This is a genomic window from Enterococcus olivae (assembly GCF_053760925.1).
The window spans coordinates 1-17441 of the sequence record NZ_JBSMVT010000022.1; the positions used below are offsets into that span (position 1 = coordinate 1).

Annotated in this window: 21 protein-coding genes; 1 reads left to right on the plus strand and 20 read right to left on the minus strand. The window is 40.2% G+C overall.

The window, feature by feature from the left end:
* The first annotated feature begins 213 nt into the window (after positions 1-213).
* Entirely contained in the window at positions 214-1404 is a 1191-nt protein-coding gene (locus ACWODM_RS12355; RefSeq protein ID WP_455321678.1) for an IS256 family transposase, read from the plus strand.
* Here ACWODM_RS12355 and ACWODM_RS12360 read toward each other — a convergent pair.
* From ACWODM_RS12360 to ACWODM_RS12455, 20 genes are all read right to left on the minus strand, one after another.
* Positions 1401-2069 carry an HAD family hydrolase gene (locus ACWODM_RS12360; protein ID WP_455321679.1) on the minus strand — a complete coding sequence of 223 codons (669 nt, stop codon included), beginning with the start codon at positions 2067-2069 and terminating at the stop codon, positions 1401-1403. The genes ACWODM_RS12355 and ACWODM_RS12360 overlap by 4 nt on opposite strands.
* Before the next feature lie 56 nt (positions 2070-2125).
* On the minus strand, positions 2126-2374 hold the full coding sequence (locus ACWODM_RS12365; RefSeq protein WP_455321680.1) for a hypothetical protein: 249 nt from the start codon (positions 2372-2374) through the stop codon (positions 2126-2128).
* 121 nt (positions 2375-2495) lie between these two features.
* Positions 2496-2831, minus strand: coding sequence for a hypothetical protein (locus tag ACWODM_RS12370; protein WP_455321681.1), 336 nt, complete (start codon positions 2829-2831; stop codon positions 2496-2498).
* 22 nt (positions 2832-2853) lie between these two features.
* Positions 2854-3558, minus strand: a complete 705-nt coding sequence (locus ACWODM_RS12375; RefSeq protein ID WP_455321724.1) for a PTS transporter subunit EIIC — start codon at positions 3556-3558, stop codon at positions 2854-2856.
* A gap of 227 nt (positions 3559-3785) precedes the next feature.
* On the minus strand, positions 3786-4145 hold the full coding sequence (locus tag ACWODM_RS12380) for a type II toxin-antitoxin system PemK/MazF family toxin (protein ID WP_455321682.1): 360 nt from the start codon (positions 4143-4145) through the stop codon (positions 3786-3788).
* Positions 4135-4365: a type II toxin-antitoxin system PemI/MazE family antitoxin gene (gene mazE, locus ACWODM_RS12385; RefSeq protein WP_455321683.1), complete on the minus strand. Its 231-nt coding sequence runs from the start codon at positions 4363-4365 to the stop codon at positions 4135-4137. The genes ACWODM_RS12380 and mazE overlap by 11 nt, the downstream gene beginning before the upstream one ends.
* A gap of 281 nt (positions 4366-4646) precedes the next feature.
* Positions 4647-5387, minus strand: coding sequence for a 2-dehydro-3-deoxy-phosphogluconate aldolase (dagF, locus tag ACWODM_RS12390; protein ID WP_455321684.1), 741 nt, complete (start codon positions 5385-5387; stop codon positions 4647-4649).
* A gap of 2 nt (positions 5388-5389) precedes the next feature.
* Positions 5390-6496 carry a DgaE family pyridoxal phosphate-dependent ammonia lyase gene (locus tag ACWODM_RS12395; RefSeq protein ID WP_455321685.1) on the minus strand — a complete coding sequence of 369 codons (1107 nt, stop codon included), beginning with the start codon at positions 6494-6496 and terminating at the stop codon, positions 5390-5392.
* Complete coding sequence (locus ACWODM_RS12400; protein WP_455321686.1) at positions 6486-7589, minus strand: amidohydrolase/deacetylase family metallohydrolase; 1104 nt, start codon at positions 7587-7589, stop codon at positions 6486-6488. Before ACWODM_RS12400 ends, ACWODM_RS12395 begins: the two co-directional genes overlap by 11 nt.
* 75 nt (positions 7590-7664) lie before the next feature.
* A complete protein-coding gene (locus tag ACWODM_RS12405; RefSeq protein ID WP_455321687.1) occupies positions 7665-8333 on the minus strand; it encodes a DUF4310 family protein in 669 nt (222 codons plus the stop codon).
* A gap of 13 nt (positions 8334-8346) precedes the next feature.
* Entirely contained in the window at positions 8347-9126 is a 780-nt protein-coding gene (locus ACWODM_RS12410) for a DUF4311 domain-containing protein (RefSeq protein ID WP_455321688.1), read from the minus strand.
* Positions 9127-9139: 13 nt separating this feature from the next.
* A complete protein-coding gene (locus ACWODM_RS12415; protein ID WP_455321689.1) occupies positions 9140-9499 on the minus strand; it encodes a DUF4312 family protein in 360 nt (119 codons plus the stop codon).
* Between the two features lie 25 nt (positions 9500-9524).
* Complete coding sequence (locus tag ACWODM_RS12420) at positions 9525-9881, minus strand: glycine-rich SFCGS family protein (protein ID WP_455321690.1); 357 nt, start codon at positions 9879-9881, stop codon at positions 9525-9527.
* A gap of 24 nt (positions 9882-9905) precedes the next feature.
* The gene (locus tag ACWODM_RS12425) at positions 9906-10238 is read right to left on the minus strand and encodes a PRD domain-containing protein (protein ID WP_455321691.1); all 333 of its coding nucleotides are present in this window, start codon (positions 10236-10238) and stop codon (positions 9906-9908) included.
* Positions 10239-10257: 19 nt separating this feature from the next.
* Positions 10258-12102 (minus strand): BglG family transcription antiterminator, encoded by a 1845-nt coding sequence (locus tag ACWODM_RS12430; protein ID WP_455321692.1) that lies wholly within the window; start codon positions 12100-12102, stop codon positions 10258-10260.
* Positions 12103-12433: 331 nt separating this feature from the next.
* A complete protein-coding gene (locus ACWODM_RS12435; protein ID WP_455321693.1) occupies positions 12434-13387 on the minus strand; it encodes a Gfo/Idh/MocA family protein in 954 nt (317 codons plus the stop codon).
* 302 nt (positions 13388-13689) lie between these two features.
* Positions 13690-14316, minus strand: a complete 627-nt coding sequence (gene udk, locus ACWODM_RS12440) for a uridine kinase (RefSeq protein WP_455321694.1) — start codon at positions 14314-14316, stop codon at positions 13690-13692.
* Positions 14317-14397: 81 nt separating this feature from the next.
* Positions 14398-15078, minus strand: a complete 681-nt coding sequence (locus ACWODM_RS12445) for a YjjG family noncanonical pyrimidine nucleotidase (RefSeq protein ID WP_455321695.1) — start codon at positions 15076-15078, stop codon at positions 14398-14400.
* A gap of 12 nt (positions 15079-15090) precedes the next feature.
* Positions 15091-15801 carry a 16S rRNA pseudouridine(516) synthase gene (locus tag ACWODM_RS12450; RefSeq protein WP_455321696.1) on the minus strand — a complete coding sequence of 237 codons (711 nt, stop codon included), beginning with the start codon at positions 15799-15801 and terminating at the stop codon, positions 15091-15093.
* Positions 15802-16188: 387 nt separating this feature from the next.
* A complete protein-coding gene (locus ACWODM_RS12455; RefSeq protein ID WP_455321697.1) occupies positions 16189-17439 on the minus strand; it encodes a TIGR02679 domain-containing protein in 1251 nt (416 codons plus the stop codon).
* Positions 17440-17441 lie beyond the last annotated feature (2 nt).

The window sequence follows — 17441 nt, forward strand, 5'->3', positions numbered from 1 at the left end:
CTGATAACAGTTAACCTGGCAACTAATAAGTATTGGAGATGGTGCGAAGTAAGATTGATAAAAAATGGATAAAGGATTAGATTTAATACAATGTCTTATCACGATTCTAATGATTTGATGAGAGTGTAAAATATTTTGTGTAAATAGAAAAAAGGAAGTCCCTTCTGTAGAATAGAGTTACCACAACACATTCACAGAAAAGAGGACTTCCATATGAACGATTTTACTACAGAAATTCTAAAGACTCTAGCGAACAAAGGCGATTTGAATGAATTATTCCGTGTCCATTTGGAAAAAGCTGTCAATACGCTTCTCAAAACGGAGTTAACGGCTTTCCTCGATTACGAAAAGTACGATCGCATTGGTTTTAACACGGGTAATTCTCGTAACGGCTCCTATGACCGTACGGTCAAGACCGAGTACGGGGAACTTCATCTCCAGATTCCGCGCGACCGCAACGGCGAGTTCAAGCAACAGACTGTTCCTGCTTATAGACGGACGAATGATACCTTAGAGGAGACCGTCATTCACCTCTTCCGAAAAGGTATTACCATGTCGGAAATCGCAGACTTGATTGAGAAAATGTATGGGCATCACTACACGCCCCAAACCATGTCCAATATGACTAAATCATTTACGGAAGAAGTCACTTCATTTAAGGAACATGAGCTTCATGACCGTTATGCCGCTATTTATTTGGACGCAACCTATATCCCTTTAAAGCGGAAAACCGTCGCCAAGGAAGCCATTCATATCGCAGTTGGCATTTGCCCGGACGGTTCAAAGGAAGTGTTGAGCTATGCGATTGCACCAACTGAATCTATCACGATTTGGGAAGAGATTTTAATAGACCTCCAGGAACGTGGCGTGAAAAACGTCCTCCTTTTCATCACGGATGGCTTAAAGGGGATGGCAGGGGCCGTGCAGCGGTTCTACCCCAAAGCCCGTTTTCAACATTGCTGTGTGCACGTTTCCCGTAATATCAGTCACAAAGTGCGTGTCGATGATCGTAAGGAAGTCTGTGATGATTTTAAAATGGTGTATCAAGCGTCATCTAAAAAGGCGGCATTGGAAGCACGTGGTGCTTTTGCGGAAAAATGGAAAACCAGCTATCCAAAAATGGTGGAATCGATCCTTTCGAACGATTACCTGCTCACTTTCTATGATTTCCCATTAGCCATACGCAAGACTATTTACTCTACGAACTTGATTGAATCCTTTAATAAGCAAATCAAGAAATACAGCCACCGCAAGGAACAGTTCCAAAATGAAGAGTCGATGGAACGTTTCTTAGTCTCGTCTTTTGATACTCACAACCAAAAATTCCTAGGTCGCAGTCATAAAGGTTTCCAACAGGCCGAAGGCGAGCTCGAACAAATGCTGAGTCAACCGATGGAGAATTAGAAACAATTTACAGTAGGGAAGAACCATTTACACAAAATTATTGACGCTCCCTGAATAATATCAACTTGACTCTTTTCCTTAATCGAATATTTGTTAGATAAACTTTGATCCGGAATAAGAAAAACCTTTAATTGAGCTTTGGTTGCTGCTGTTCCTCCTATAATTGAATCTTCAATAGCAAATACTCGATCAACATTAACCTTAAGATTTTCTATACTTTTCAAGTAAACTTCCGGATCAGGCTTCATGCGAACTACCTCATCTCCGGTAACAATAGAATCAAAAAAATCATGTAATCCATGTGGCTTAAGTATATTGGTTGCTTGTCTTCTAAATGAAGAAGAGGCTAGCCCTAGTTTGAGATTTTGTTCTTTAGCTTTAGTAAGAACTTCTAACGCATAAGGTTTCAGTTTAATTTCATGTAAATGAGTCTCAATATATTTATCCAATTCTTCAACAAGGAGCTCAAACTCTCTTTTACTTGACAATACAGACTTCAATAAGATCTCTTGAATCCCGGTTAATCCTATACCGTTCCATTTCTGTGTTTGTTCCATACTTAACTCAATATCAAGATTTTTGGCTGCAACGATCCAGCCTTTTTGGTAAACATATTCTGAATCTACTAGAAGACCATCAAGATCAAAAATCAATGCTTCAATCATCCTATCACCTCGAATTTTTGTTATAATTACATAATATTCACTATAAAATTTATTTTTTATTCTAGCTTTAAAACTGATTGACTTCCTGCAGTTTCATTAAAATATTGAATGAATTCCTTTTCACTAAATAACGGGAAATTTTTGGATACATAAATATTTTTAGGCAGTTCTATAATATTACATTCCAATAAAATATCTGAAATAATTTTTATTAATTCTTTTAAAATTCTATCTGCACTATTATCTCCAGCCTTTTTAGAATTGATCACATCCTGAATTTCTATCTCTCTACCATAAAATTTCATTATAGAGAAGTAGACATTCTCAGAATTTAAACTCTGAAACAATACAGATTTTCTAATCGGTTGATAAAAATTTCTTGTAAGTATGATTTCTTCATTTTCTATTGTACATAAGTTAATCCCTTCAGTTCCCCACTTTAAAATAGTAGCCCTTTTCAGAATTTTGAGACTTCTTTCTTAAGAAGAAAAAAATACATGAATGATTGTTTTCTTCTATGGCTATTAAATCATATACATTTTGAATTTTTGGTTTCAAATCATACAACACTTGAATGCCACAGACTTCTTTTGTTTCAAAAATAAATTCAATAGGAAAATTTTGAGAACTTAATTTTTTCAAAATATTATTGACTTCAATCATACGATGTCCTATTTCTATGAATTTCGTCTCAATAGAACGACTAGTTATAAGCTCCATTTTTACAGTTTCTCTCATTACTAAGATAACTAGTAAGATCATACTCTTCTCCTTGTCGTCCTAGCTATTCTTTTACTGCAAAAAAGTATGTCAAAATGAAGGATGTCCCCATACTGATTGCTATACCTATTAAAATATGAATAGTATTCATTGAATTGGCTGCATCAATAAATAATGGTAAAGCAGCGATTCCAGGAGTTGCAAATGCAAATGCAATAACGTTGGTATTCATAACATAAGCCCCTCCTAATCCTGCACCAATCAATGAAAAATAAAATGCGCGTTTATTTTTTAATGTAACTCCATACATTGCTGGTTCAGTTACTCCAAATAATGCTGTGATACCTGTTGAAGCAGCTAAGACTTTAGTATCTTTTTTTCTTGTTTTAATCATAACCGCCAATGTTGCTACCGCTTGAGATAAGTTAGATACTACGCCAATCGGCATAAAGAAATAGTCAAATCCAGATGTTGCGATACTTTGAAGAACACTTGGATAAAAAGCATAATGCATGCCAGTAATAACGATTGGTGCTAATGCAAATCCAAATACCGCTCCAGCAATTGTTCCGTTTGTCGCGAATAACCAAGCAATCCCTCTTTCTAAATAGATGCTGGCATATGAAGCAACAGGTCCTAAAGCAATCAATTGAAGAGGAGCAATAATTAACAAGGTAATCATTGGAACGAGAATCATTGTTAACATGGTGGGAATTCTTTTTTCAAAGAAATTATAAATATGACTTAAGAAATAAGTTCCCACAATAATCGGAAAGAGATTCTTTAAGGATCAGTGAGTAAAAGTGGTGCAAGCGGGAAATCTTTCAGGAAGCCTTTTAGGCTATGGCCGGTAAAAGAGGCTTTCAGCCGAAGAACAAACCTCCAGTTCACACTGGAGGTTTTGATTAGAAAATATTTTAAATGAAAGATGACTACAAGACACATCTCCTTTGTTTCTCAATGATAGGATGTACTAAAAATTTCTATATCCTCTCTTTAAAAAAAGTTAAATCCAAAATTGTGCAAGAACTTTTGAGCAATATGATAAAATTGTTCTTCTTCCATATTCTCAACAAACTGAATATTTCTACCAGCTCTTTCTGTATAATCCAAAGAAAAAACTTGATTTGTGTTCACTTTACTGGAAGCAGAAGGTAAATCAACTGATTGTACAGGAACTAAAAAGGGCCTTTTTTTATCAGTTGTTGTTATCGGACAAACAATAACCATATTAGAACTTATATTATACTCTGTCCGACTTAAAACAAGTGCTGGACGTCTTTTTTTTATTTCGTAGCCTTTAGAAGGATCAAAGTCTATGAATACAATATCTCGTTGCTTGGGACTATATTTCATCAAGTTCTCCTTCTGCTGGCACATAACCTACTTCTAGCTCTGGCATATAGTATTCTCCTGGTTTCACATTTGCAAAGTGATCTTCTACTTTCGGAATAAGCGTAATTGCACCGTTGTCTTTTTTAATGAAAAAAAACTCTTCACCTTCTCGGACTCCTAAAGCACTAGGAATTGTTATCATTATTGAGTTCCCTTGTTTTCTGGCTTTTATTGCTGACATAACATCTCCTCCTCCCTTATATTATACCATGTAATTACTACCATGTACAAAGCTAGACCATTCTTTTTATCAATCCTTCTGCCAGTCAATATACACTACTGAATCCTTACCCTTTTTCAACAACTCAATAATAGTCCCTAGTATCTTAGCATCCATAAAATGATTCATTTATGACGAAAAAAGAACACGGATCCGACGTCAACGACTGTCTAATCCATGTTCTTTTCAAATTCTTTATCTGGCAGCAGCTTCATCTGACTTTTGTCTAAAAATCTAAGGACTTATTTCAATGTGTTTTTCATCATTGCCAACAGTGCTTTGACATCTTCGGGTTTCGTTTCGCCGGTTGCCGAATCAATGATCGAGCTATAAACATGAGGGATGATCTTTTTCACTCCAGCATCGACGGCAATCTGTACGATTTCTTCAAAATTTTCTAAATCGATGCCGCCAGTCGGTTCCAAGTAGAAATCATTGCGCGCACAAGCTTGAGCTACTTCAATGTACTCCTCTTTATGTGTCAGTCCTTTCATCGGGAAATATTTGACAGAGCTTGCGCCCATATCTTTCAGCAAGGCGATCGCTGTGTCTACGGGGATTTCTGCCGCTGCTTCTTTTGAACTCAATGGTCCAGTGGCAATATTGACGTAGCCGACTTTGCCAGTTGGGGAAACCAGTGCATTGACGATCGTTTCTTCTTGTTCCAAGACCGCCCGCGAAGTTCCTGCACCAGTAAAGACTTGATTGACATGCTGTGGCTGTAAAACAGCAGAAAGACGAGAAACCATCGCACTTTGATTAGGATCTCCTGCTCCTAGACCGACAGACAAGGCATTGTTTGTCGCTTCTTGATATTTTTTCATGTCTTCAATGGCTGCTTCATCGCTGTCATAATTTTTAGACAGAACACCTAAAACGACATGCCCTTCTGCTGCCTCGTAGCATTCTTTGGCATTTTCCACGGAATCAGCTAATACGTTTAGACAGATCCGATCTTCTAAATAATTGGGGGTTAATGACATAGTTATTCTCCTTCTTTTTCCATGATTTGTTCAAGTCTTTTCACAATTTTATCCATTTCTTCCGCATTGACCGAACGGACATCGAACTCGATGATGCCATTATTGGCTTGGTATTCTCTAGTATACACCGCAGGATCTTCCATTTTTAATTCCGCAATGACCTCTTTAGCATTTTTCTTACCAGTCACTTTGACACTTGCACGATAAATGTCACGACCAGCACCATCCTGTACGATCACTGCAGACAGTCCATTGATCGTATTGACCGAGTCGATCATTGGTTGCAATCTTTTTTTCATAGATTCTCCGTCTTCACTGCCATTCATCAGATAGTCTTCTACTGCTTGTGTGAAACCTAAAATGTTGTCTTTGCCGATCTTCATCGCACGACCGATCCCTTTGCTTTGTAGGCGAACCCATTCAATGTACTCTTTTTTACCGATAACTAGTCCGGCACTAGGGCCTTCAATGGCTTTCGCTCCAGAATAAATGACTAGATCTGCACCGGCATCGATATATTTGAAGAGATCCTCTTCAGCAGCAGCGTCTACGATCAAAGGTAGCTGATGACGTTGGGCAACTTCTGCAGCCTCTCCTACTGTCAGCATACTTTTTTGGACGGTGTGATGGCTTTTGATATAAAGGATCGCCGCCGTTTGTTCGGTGATCATGATTTCCAGATGTTCGGCCGAGCACATATTGGCGTAACCAGCCTCGACAACAGTCCCACCACCTTGTTCCACCATCACTTCCACTGACGTTCCATAATCAACATTGTGCCCTTTGGGTAAAAGGATCTCTCTTTTTGTGCTCTTCTTTGTATAAGGGTGATACGCATGGTACAAGTCTCCTTGACCAATCACCGCTGCGACTGATTGAGCGATCCCGGCAGAGGCCGAAGAAACGATTTGAGCATCTTCCACTTTTAATAATCGAGCTAAATAGGCCCCTGTCTGGACTGCTAGCTGCTCCATTTCGAAAAAGTGTTCGCCACCAAAACGCTGAGCCGCCAAAACTTCTTCAGAAACTTTGGAGACACCTAAGATCGTCATGCGTCCGGAAGCATTGATGACCTCCTTCAAATCAAATTTTTCGTAGCTAATTGTCATAAAGTCTTCCTCCAATAATTGTTTTTACTGGTTTGATCAGTTGTATAGCTGTCCGGGTATTGCCATTAGAATCTACCAATTCCTTTGTACCCTCGACCAATTCAAAAACGGTGATATCTGCATCAAAACCAGCTGCTAATTTTCCTTTATTTGTTAAATGGAAATTATCTGCAGGAACAGTCGTGACTTTTTCTAAGATCTCTGCCCATGAATAACCGACGACATGTAGTTTTTCCATGGTTGTCGCTAAATCATAGACAGGGCCATTGGTGCGATTGCGAATATAAATATCGGTACTGATCGATGTTGCCTTCATTCCTTCCGCCAACGCTTGTTCAGCCACGTCGAAATTGAAGCTGTCTGTTCCATGTCCAATATCAAAAATAACACCTTTTCGATAGGCTTTCCAGACAAAATCCTTGATCTTGGTGGTTTGCTGATCTACGATCCCATTTGGTTTTCCATTAAAACAATGAGTCAGAACATCACCTTTTTCCATCATGTCCAAGGTTTCAGCCAATTCGGGTGGCGCAGAGCCGATGTGGACCATTAAAGGTAGCTGATTATTTTCTTCTTGTATTTTTTCCGCTAATTCCAGTGGTGTAATACCATTTTCTCCGATCACCGTTTTACTCATACGTGCTTTGATCCCCACGATGAATTCCGGTAGGTCATGGATCGCTTGAGCCACTGATTCCTCCTGAATCTTAGTCAGATCCGCCAATTCATCCTGCTCGACGATTCCCCATTTGGAAATATTTAGTAAAGCATAGACATTGGTTTTGGCCACTTCCGCCAGCTGATGAAAACGTCGAATATTTTCCGCACCTGTCGTGCCAGCATCAATCACGGTGGTCACACCTTTTTCCACACCGATTTGGTCCGGAAAATCATAATATAGACTCATTTCTTCAAAGCAGTGAACATGATCGTCGATCCAACCGGCAGAAAGATACTTCCCTTCGATATCGATCACTTCTTTGTTATCAATCTCTACTTCTGAGGAGACCTCAACGATCTTACCTTCCTGAAAAACAACATCGCAGCGTTCACCAGTGATCAATTTTCCACCTTTTAAAACTGTCTGCTTCATCCTTGCTCCTCCTAATGAAAACATCCTTATCCTCAAAGTTGAGTTTAAGGATGTTTTTATTTATTTGATCTATTTTTATGAAACTGCTACTGGGAAAATTGCGCCAAGGACCATCGCCCCTAAGATCGCGCCCCCAGCAATTGGTTTCTCCCATTTGTAAAAAATGATCGCACCAATCGTTGCGCCAATGCCGATCGGGATAGACGCAGAGGCTGCACTAATAACTAATAAAGGTCCTAAAAACCGTCCCGAGGCATTTCCGGCACCCATCATGATATCAGCTCCGAACGTAGAATTCGACTGATTGATCGTAAACTTACGGATCAGTACAATGATTCCACCTACAATAACACCTAATAAACCACCTGTTAACAGCGCCAGCGGAAAACTTTCTAAGGGAGCTGTTATACCTAAACTTAATAAAATCGCTGGAATCCCGATTCCTAGTCCAGTCAAAATCGAACCACCTAGATCCAAAATACCTACAAGAGATCCCTCTAAAATACGAGCAAACAAGAAGCTAGCACCAAAAGCTGCCGCAGCACCATAAGAACCGCCATCCAATCCAGCTTTCAGCATTGCTACGATCGACACTTCATTGAACGCACCTACGCCATACTCCATATACATGTGGGTCCCAGTAAAGACTGCCGATGCCATCAAACCAACCAAGATTGGAAACGACCAGTCCGCAAACCAAAAACTTTTTGCTTTTTGTTCTTCTGTTAATTCTACTGTCTTCATTTTATGCCCCTCCTTAATTCACTGTGAATAGTTCGTGTAAATTCTCTAACCAGTTCGGAATACCTATGTTGAAGCTTTCGAGCATTTGTAAGTCGAAGCCTCGGAAGAAGCCACTGAAAACAAAGAGTAAGATTGCTGCCGCCAGAATGACTTTCGTCGTACGAGTCCAGCCAGAATCATCGACTCCTTTTCCTACTAAGATTCCCAATACGACACCAGGTACCGCATTGCCCATGATCATTTGCGCAAGTGCTCCAAAAAGTGTTCCCCAGAAACCACTTCTTTTCCCAGCATCGATCGCCGCCAACCAAAACAAAACTGGCATGACGATATTGATCAGTGTCGTAGCAGCGGGTACTAAGACCGCAACTGCTGTTACTTGTAGCGCTTCTGGGATTGCGGCAGCCGTCGTATTCAAGAAGGCAACTAAAGCCATACCCACTACAGCACCCGTGATCCCCATTTTTTGGGGATTATGCATCGTCTGCTCAATATTTTTATTCTTAGTCAGCAAAGCCGCTGCTGCCCAGTTAGGTACCACGCGGTGCGTCACATCCTGTGTAAAGGCTCCCGCTCCTACTGCAGATGCCCAAGCATTGAAGAAAAAACCTAATCCAAATGAAAAATGTGAAGCCGGGTCTCCCTCACAGGCATTCATTTCTCCCAGTGTACGAAACGCACCTAAGCCTTGTGTACTTGGTGCATGGAACATTCTGGCTGCTCCGGCTCCTGCAGCAAATCCCAGCAATCCTCCAATAATCAATGATTTAACCAGTATAATAACAAATTCCACGTTCTTTCCTCCTTTATTTAGTCAAGCGTTTAGAGACAAAGGGAATATCCACGATATCAGGTGAAGCTTCCCTGACTGCTTTAAAGTCGATCGTCTCTGCGTCGATCTGCAATATTTCCACTGTGATACACAACTTCACAACATATTTTTTTCTTTCTCTCGGCATGAAGAAAAAGAAAAAACGTTCGGTATAACTTTTTTCTTCGGCAGAAAGTACAGTGACTGCCTGAGGTTCGATCCGCAGCGTCACATCTGGGCTATCCTTTAAAATCTGTTTTTGAACATTGCCCAAAGCTGTTGAAAATGCAACGACTTTCGTATCCCCTTCTCCTGACACAATCACTTCTTTGATTGATTTTACTGCTGCATTCACAAGACTTCCTCCCTTCTCTTATTGCTTATTCTCCGTATTTTTTTAGATAGGCTTCTGTGATGCGTTTTCCTAACTCTTCTTGGTCCATAAAGCCAAAGCCCAAGACTGTTTTGCCATCACCGACCGCAGTCACACCTTCATCGATCGAACGCATTCCATGACGTTCCGGGTAGCCATACTTTGTCGCTGCTGTCAGCGCACCTGCGCCGCCGCTGCCACAAAACGAAATGCCCAAATCTGCATTTTCCTTTTGCATCACGTCTCCTAAACGCATGTCCGCGCCCATCCCAGGGACCACGATCGCACGCCCACCGGCTGCCTCAACACCTTTTGCAACATTTTGTCCTTTACCTAAACGATCTGCGATTACTACTGTCACCATATTTTCGTCCTCCTATAGTTTTATTTAATTTTGTTTCGCACTCTCAAAATGGATCGATAAAACATACATCTCATCAATGGGAAGCTGCCCCACCGCTTTGACTACTCCATCAGCGATTTCCAATGCCTCTGAAGAGACCTCCGCGAACATTTCAGGATCGACAGCCGGGATCGCATCGACTTCCCTTTCTCGCCGAATCATCTCGTTCAGATGATTGATCAAGACCGTCCACTGTAATTCTGTCGGAAAAATGTTACGCTCTCGTGTGGCTTTTTCGGTATAAAAGATCACCGTTTGCAGCTCGTCGCTATATTTGCTATTGTCAATGAGCTGCTTTGCTTCTTCACTTAGTTTCATATCGCTTCCTCCTTGTAGGTCATAATTCCACATACTGCAACAACGCAATCAGTTCTGCGTGATTTACCGACAGTTCATTTTCTGAAAAAAGCTGCTCTATTTTGATCAACAGCTGATCATTTTTTAAAAGAATCTCCTGATCCACATTGCCTTCCAGCGTGTATTGCGTTTGAAAAATGATACGATGGACCATCAATAACACATGAAGTAGAAATGATTTCTTGTATTCTATTTTCAACTCTCTTCCAAAAATGTTTCGTAATTCTTCATAAATAATATATCCTTTGACGATCGTATCCCGGCTAAGTTCTTCGGAACACTCTGCTGCCCGATCCTGGCGAAAGGCATTGTGGTAACTGATGTGTCCACCTTCCTTTGCCAATAAATACTGCACTGTCGTCTGAATCGTACTGATGTCTTCCTTCGAAGGAATCGCATTGACCTTGATCACTGGACAATGAATGCCCTCGATCGGGAAAATACTAATCACCAAATTCGGTTTTTTCTTACGAATCATCTCTTCGGCATTGAGCACTGAGGCAAAGCCAACGATCTCAACATTAGGAATTTCTTCTTGGATCCTCTGCTGAATCAGATTCGTCACGCCTAAACCTGTCGAACAAACGTAAACGACTTGAACGACTTCACGCTTCTGTTTTTCAAAGGAAACGAGAAAATGCAAGGTAATATAAGCAATGAAGGAATCATTGATCAGGTGATTCAAAACCAAATCTTCCTGCTGGCAAGCATAGCTGATCGCTAAAAATAATTCATTATGCGTTTTGCGAATATCCTCGACAAAAGGATTGTATTCATTGACAAACAAATAGGTTTTTCCTAATCTCAGGGACAGGTGCGCAAACAAATTGGTGAGTAACTGATGATCCTTATCAAAGGGAACCCCTAATTTCTGGGAGACTTCTCGAATCAGTTCCATCGTCAGCTGTAAAATGTCCTGCTGATCATTTGTTTCCATTAGATTGCTTGAAATGAACGTGTATTCATCTTCTAGCAATGGTAAATCGTATTGCTTAAAAACTGATTGCATCAATAGAAAAGGAATATCTCCTATTTTCAGCAGCTCTTCTTTGTATTTCAATAATTTGAAGGAGCCAATGGCATGATTCAACGTGAGGCGGCAAACAGCGATCGCTGTCCGCAAAGAGATCGACAACAGCTCGGCATAATTGAATTGGTTCAGCAAAACGGGGTTTAAAATTTGGGAGAGGGATTGAACAACGTTTCGGTAAATACCTTGAAACTCGGTTCCTTTCCCTATCGAAAATGCTTCTTCTTCCTCTAAGGGATTCAGCAATTGATTCATGATCTTATAAATATCGTATTCGGTTAACTCGATCTGGATCAAATATTCCATCAACAAACGACAATCTTTTTCTTGTCCGACCAAAAGCAGACCTTGTCCACTTCGTCTTTCCAAGACTACCTGGAATCTTTTTAAGAAGATATCGACTTTCTCCAAATCATAAACGATCGTATTCTTGGAAACGTCCAAGCGATCGGCTAAATGAGAAATAGTCAAATACTCCTCGGTCATCAGCAATTCTAAAACGATTCGCTGAGTTCGAGCATCTTGATCTGCATAGATCTCAAAACGTTCTACTTCCAACAATTCATTTTTCAACGTGATTTTTTGGACATTGTTCAGTTCAAACCAGATCCCTTTATTTCGCTGAGAAAACAAGTCGATGTGTTTACGTTTCAACCATTGCCGAATATTATCCAAATCATATTTGATGGTACGAATGCTGACATCAAAAGAATTGGCCAATTCTTTTATCGTAATACTTTTATCCTGTTCAATTAGCTTTAATAGTAGTTGAATCTCTCTTTTTGATAACTGCATTACTTTCAATCTCCTTATGTTCCATACTATACATTTCAATAAAAAGCCTAACAATACAAACTTCTTGCACTTTTTTTAGTGCAAAGCCCTTTGTTTTAAGCACCTTTCTTTTTTGAGAATAAGTGCAGATTGTCTACAATTTTTTAAACAGCTCCCTCTTATTCCCGGTAATCCCTTTAATATCAATGTTATAAAACCTAACATAAACAAAGCGGAAAATCTAACTTTTCTCTAAAAAGTGCAACTATTCTGAAAATAATCATTTTTCATGTCATTAAATATAACATAAAAAAGACGAATCCTCATAGATTCGTCTCTTACTTCTATTTTTTTAGCTCGTCCACTGCTGATAAAGTTGCTCTGCCAATTCCACCGTCTGCAATGTTATTTCTTTTTTCATCACCGGACTCTCTATCAAACCTTTTGCCAAGCAGTCGTTGATATGATCGACTTCATAAACAAATTCGCTGGAACGAGGCCTGTTGATCGTCTCAACTTCCTCTCCTAAGAAAAGTTGAGCAGACTCTGCTTTCCAGAAATCAGGTACAACGATCTTTCCTTTTTCGCCAAAGACCGTCAATTCACTAGACTGCGCCATCTGAGTAGTAATAAAGAAATTAGCTTGCACTTGATTTTTCAACAATAGACTAACGTCACACTGACTATCAGATTCACCCGGTTGCATGACTGCTGTGCCTGCTGCTTCAGCAATTTCCGTATCTAGTACATGTAACACGTATTGCAAAGGATACGCTCCCGCGCCTCGGAACGCACCACCACCCGCCTCTAATGATTTGAACCAACGAATGTGATCAACACTTGGATAAGCTGTGATTGTCCGAATATAGCGAACTTCACCCAAAGCTCCCGATTGGATCGTTTCTTTTACCCAATTAGTCACAGGCAGAAACACCGCTTTTTGTGCCTCCATCAAGAATAATTTTTTCTCCGCTGCTAAAGTAAACAGTTCATCGGCCTCATCCCAGTTTAAAACAAACGGTTTTTCTACTAACACATGCTTTCCAGCAAGTAAAGCTGCTTTGGCTGCTGCATAATGTCCTTTATTATAGGCCGCCACATAAATAACATCGATCGTTTCATCAGCATACAACTCCTCATAGCTTCCATAAGCTGTCGGAATCGCCAGCTCGTCGGCCATTTTTTTAGCTTTAGTCAGTTCTCTCGAAGCAATCGCAGCGACTACCCCATCTTTACTTTCCTTCACTCCTGCAACAAAACGGGGAACAATTTGTGCAGTACTAATAATCCCATAACGAATCGACATATTCTTCTCCTCCTGTTGATTGATCTCCTTTTACCATTGTAACAGATACACCACAAAAATTTCATCCACCGCAAAACAAAAAGGCTAGAGTCCTTGTAAACAAGTTCTCTAACCTTTTTTGAGACAGTACTATGACTAGTAGATGATTCCTTCTCCACAAAAGTTTCATCCGACACCCTGCAAATCCGGCAGGTTGGGTTTCCCCGGTGTGCCTCTGTTTGAGTCGACTAGCAATCGCTAGTCCTCTCGGCTCATCGCATGGGACCTACTTTAACACAGATCACAGAGCTTGGCTAGTCTTTTTATTCGCCTAAGATCGAGCCAACTTTGGTATTGATCAAGTCGATTGCCACATGATTTTCGCCGCCTTCTGGAACGATCACATCGGCATAACGTTTGGTCGGCTCGATAAACTGGTGATACATCGGTTTGACCACCGTCAAATACTGCTCGATGACAGAATCCAACGTTCGGCCCCGCTCCTCCATGTCCCGCTTAATGCGGCGAATAATTCGAATATCATCATCGGTATCCACATAAACTTTGATATCCATCAATTCTCGCAGACGCTCATCTTCCAGAATCAAGATCCCTTCTAAAATAATGACCTCCCGCGGCTCCTGGATCACCGTCTGATTGCTTCTAGTATGGGCAACATAATCATAGATAGGTTTTTCGACCGCTTCGTATTTCAGCAATTTTTCCAAATGTTCGATCAGCAGATCCGTATCAAAAGCAAACGGATGATCGTAATTAGTTGTCAATCGCTCCTCAAAAGACAAATTGCTCTGATCTTTGTAATAGGAATCGTGCTCCAGCATCATGATGGAATGCTCAGGAAAATGACTGAAAATCGCACGACTGACACTCGTTTTTCCACTTCCTGATCCACCGGTCACTCCAATGATGATAGGGTTTTTTTTGGACATCAACTTTACCTCTTTCGTCTCTTTTTGACACTTCTTTTAAATTATAACGAAAAATAAAAAAAATACTAGATAAAGCTTGGTTCAGCTAGCTAAAATACGATAAATTTCTTCTAATGACTGGATATGGAAGGTCGGCTGAATCTCTGAATCTGTCGTTTGCTGGCTCAACCAGATCGTATCGATCCCAGCATTTTTACCTCCTTGAATATCCGAGCTCAAAGAATCACCGATGATCACGGTCTCTTCCTTATCCAGCTGTGGAATGCGAGTAAAGGCATGGTCAAAGAATTCACGTTTCGGCTTTTGATGACCGATCGTCTCTGAAACAAAGATCTCTTTGAAATAAGGAAGCAGCTTAGCATCTGTCAAGCGTTGAAACTGAGTGGCTGCTACACCATTCGTTACTACATAAAGAGACGCTTTCTTGGAAAGATCTTGAATGATCTCCAAGCTGTTGCCCAGCAACTTGTGCCCTTGATTCAAATAATGACGGTAGCTTTTTTCCATCGCCGAGCTATCGACCGCTACTCCCAAACCTTCAAACAATAAGCCAAAACGACCATTTACCACTTCTTCTGAGGTCATGTTGCCTTTTTCGTATTCTTTCCAACGCTGATGATTCAGCGTTTTATAAGTCTGTTCGATCTCAGATGTCAACTCCATACCAACGTCTCTAAACAAGGACTGCAATGCCTGATTTTCAGCATCTTTAAAATCCAATAAAGTATCGTCGACATCAAACAGTAATGTATTATACTTCATAACTCTTCTCCTTTAGCGAAAATACGGCTTTAACTGTAGCAATTCTTCTTGGGTCAAGGGGCGGTACGTACCCGTTGGCAACTCACCTAAAGTTAATGGTCCCATTGCGACTCGTCTCAGATAAATCACTTTTTTCCCTGTCGCCAAGAACATTTTTTTGACTTGATGATATTTCCCTTCTCGAATTGTCAGTCGAACATAACTTTCTTCTAACTTCCTTGAGAGAATCTCCAATTTTGCCGGCTGACAGCTTTCGCCACCATGAAAGGTGATTCCTTCCCCAAACAGAGTCACATCCTCGGCGGTAACTTCTGCGTTGATGATCGCTTCGTATACTTTGGTCACTTTCTTTTTAGGCTGTAATAAATCGTACCCCAGCTGGCCGTTGCTCGTCAATAGAAGCAATCCTTCCGTATCACGATCCAGTCGCCCAACAGCTGATAGATCTACTCGTCGATCCTCGACTCGCAGCTGGTTAAATACTGTCGGTAGCCGATCCTGATTCGCGGTCACGACACCTGAGGGTTTGTTCAACAAATAATAGCGATCATCAGTCAACAGTGTCTGATTGTCGACTTGGATCGTATGAATCGAGCTGTCGACATTTTTATTTTCCTGATAGACTGTTTCGCCATCGACTTGGACTTTGCCCATTAAAAAAAGTCGCTTCATTTGTTTTCTTGACGTCTGTAGCTGTCGTTCGATCAATTTATCTAAACGCATACTATCCCTTTCATGCTTGTTTATTTCATTATAATAATTTTTTTCTAGCTTACACGCTAGTTATTGAGTAAAAGATATCAAAAAGGATGGCAACTATCGTTTCAGCAAACGGACTTTTCTTTTTTGATTAAGAAAGGACACAGAGAAAATTATTGAATTGAAAAACCTCTCCATGCTTACCGACTACTCTCATTTCTTCTTTCCAGTCTACCTGAGCTGAACGTGCGGGATGATGTATCACTCGAATGGTCGCTTGTTGTATTTTGTCTACTTTAGGATGTTTACAAGATTCTCTTACGATCGTATATTTCCCTTCAAACATCAAAAAGAAATAGCTGCCTATTTTTCAAAAAAAGATAATTATGCAATTAGCTTGTTAATCACTAGTTAACTACCTATTTCAAACTCTCTTCGTACCTCTGTCAACAATTCATCAATAAATCCTTCTTGATAAGCACAAGTTTGCTGTTCTTCAATCAATCGAGCAATTATCAATATGGAAGGCTCTGTGATTAAACGTAGTTGTTTAATTCTACGTTCACTAATGTTTACTGGTTGTGCATATTTCTGGAAAATTTCAGTGGTCATTCCGATAGTTTGCAATACTTCTGGGAAGGCTTCTTTTAGACGCTGAGCCATAACAAGTCCTTCTGGATCCATATCTCCAACGTAGTACATTTTGGTTTGTTTTGAAAGCTTTCGCAGCAAGGTCCAGATGGCATAAGTAAACTGTCCACTGGAACAAATGATTGCTATATCTGGTAAAAGATCCACTAAAATAGAATAGACGCCCGAATTTTCGACTATCAGTACTTGGTTGCCTATTTCCGGGAAGATGGTATCCATCCTGCAGATTTCTTTTAAAGGTACATTCCAGCTGCTTCTCTCTTCGCAAGCTCCTTGCCATAAAGCCGATGTCTTGCCTTGGCGAATAGCAGTCAGTCCTCGAATCGCTGCATAATTTTTCACGTCGTCACGTAATAAATAAAATTCACTGAGCAGCTGATGCTTAGCTTCTGTTTGAGAAAAGTATTCTTCACTGTACACAGCTTTTGAAAATATCCTTAGCATTTGGCTTAATAGGGTTCCGGCATCCGTTCCTTCATCGAAAGCGTGAGGATCCCCCGTAATTTGATATGCAAAAACCGGTAACAATGTGTATTCTTTCGGTAATCTGTTTAGAGCTTTCGCCACTTGGTTAAAAATAGTCATGTCCTCAAAAACTTTATCTAACCAAAATAAAAGTTGTGGTTCGGTGAATTGTTCGGTAAAAACAAAATCGATCATATCGAGCTTTTTTTGAAATCGTTCATACTGTTTTTGACGTTTGTATTCTTCATCTGCTCGCAAAATCAATGGTTGCTGATTAACGATTTGAACGAATTCCTCTATCTCCCATGCGACAGAGCTATTTTTTAATGCTGTTGCAAATTCTGACAATTTCAATTGTCTTTTTTTCCCCCATTCCAGATTGGTTATACCAAGTAGGGAGCGCAAAGGATTAGTATCAACTGCCGCAAATTTTTGAAAACCGATAGAACGTCCAAAGTCGCCGTTGCGATAATAACGTTGCGATAATTCTTTGGCAAGTAAGCGAAACACAGGCTGTTTAAAATAATTTTTCAGTTGTGAATTCATAC